The organism is Verrucomicrobium sp. 3C (genome assembly GCF_000379365.1).
In the GTDB taxonomy this organism is placed as follows: Bacteria; Verrucomicrobiota; Verrucomicrobiia; order Methylacidiphilales; family Methylacidiphilaceae; genus Methylacidimicrobium.
The window spans coordinates 1327348-1328465 of sequence record NZ_KB901875.1; the positions used below are offsets into that span (position 1 = coordinate 1327348).

Genomic DNA, 1118 nt, shown 5'->3' on the forward strand with positions numbered 1-1118 from the left:
CAGGAAGTTGTCGATCGCGGCCTTGAGCACGAAGAGATAGGTGCCGTTGATCGAGGCGAAGACCAAGCCCGTGAGCACGCCCGACGCCAGGATCTTCCAATGTCTGCGTAGAAATGGCGCAGAGAATTGGAGAATCTTCCAGAGCTCCCGCATCTCGTTCCTTTATCGAATCCCGTGGATGGCGAAGCAAGCGGGATTTCTCAAGCGGTTCTCCTGGAGCGTGCCGTCCTAGGCTCTCCCATAGCGGTCCTCGAAGCGGACGATGTCATCTTCTCCCACGTAATCCCCGCACTGCACCTCGATGATCACCAGATCGATCAATCCCGGGTTCTCCAGCCGGTGGGAGATTCCCGCCGGGATATAGGTCGACTCGTTCGGACGGATCAACTGCTCCACCTCTCCCTGCGTCACCTTGGCCGTGCCCGACACGACGACCCAGTGCTCGCTCCGGTGATGGTGCATCTGGAGCGAGAGCGCCCTTCCGGGCCGGACGACGATCCGCTTGATCGCAAAGCGCGAGCCCTCTTCCAGGACGGTATAAGTCCCCCAGGGCCGGTGGACCGTCCGGTGGAGGAGATGAGCCGGGTGTCCCTGTCTCCTGAGCTCGGCCACCACGGCCTCGACCTCCTGGTCCCGGTCCTTGGCCGCGATCAAGAGGGCGTCGGGCGTGTCGACCACGAGGAGGTCTTGCACCCCCAGGACGGCGGTGAGCCGGTCTGGAGCATAGACGACACAGCCTTCGGCATCCCGGAGCTGCGCCTCTCCCACGACCCGATTCCCCCGCGCATCGGCGGGGAGCAGGTCGGCATAGCTCGACCAGGAACCTACGTCGCTCCAAGAAAAGGGAGCGGGAACGACGGCGACCTTCCGGGCCTTTTCCATGACCGCGTAATCCAAGGAGAGCGACGGAAGGGACCCGAACTCCTTGGGAAGCTCCACGACGCCATCCTTTTCCCGGAGCCCGCCCATGCAGCGCTCGATCCCCTGGGCCATCTCGGGAGCCCACTCCGCGAGAGCCGCGAGGAGCGCATCGGCCCGAAAGCAGAAGATCCCCGCATTCCAGAAATGTCGGCCCGAAGCGGCAAAACCCTCGGCGCGTGCCCGATCCGGCTTCTCGA

General features: G+C 63.8%; 1 pseudogene (running past one end of the window). It reads right to left on the reverse strand.

The window, feature by feature from the left end:
• Positions 1-228 precede the first annotated feature (228 nt).
• Positions 229-1118: pseudogene (locus A37A_RS16315) on the reverse strand (cupin domain-containing protein) (it continues 43 nt past the right edge of the window).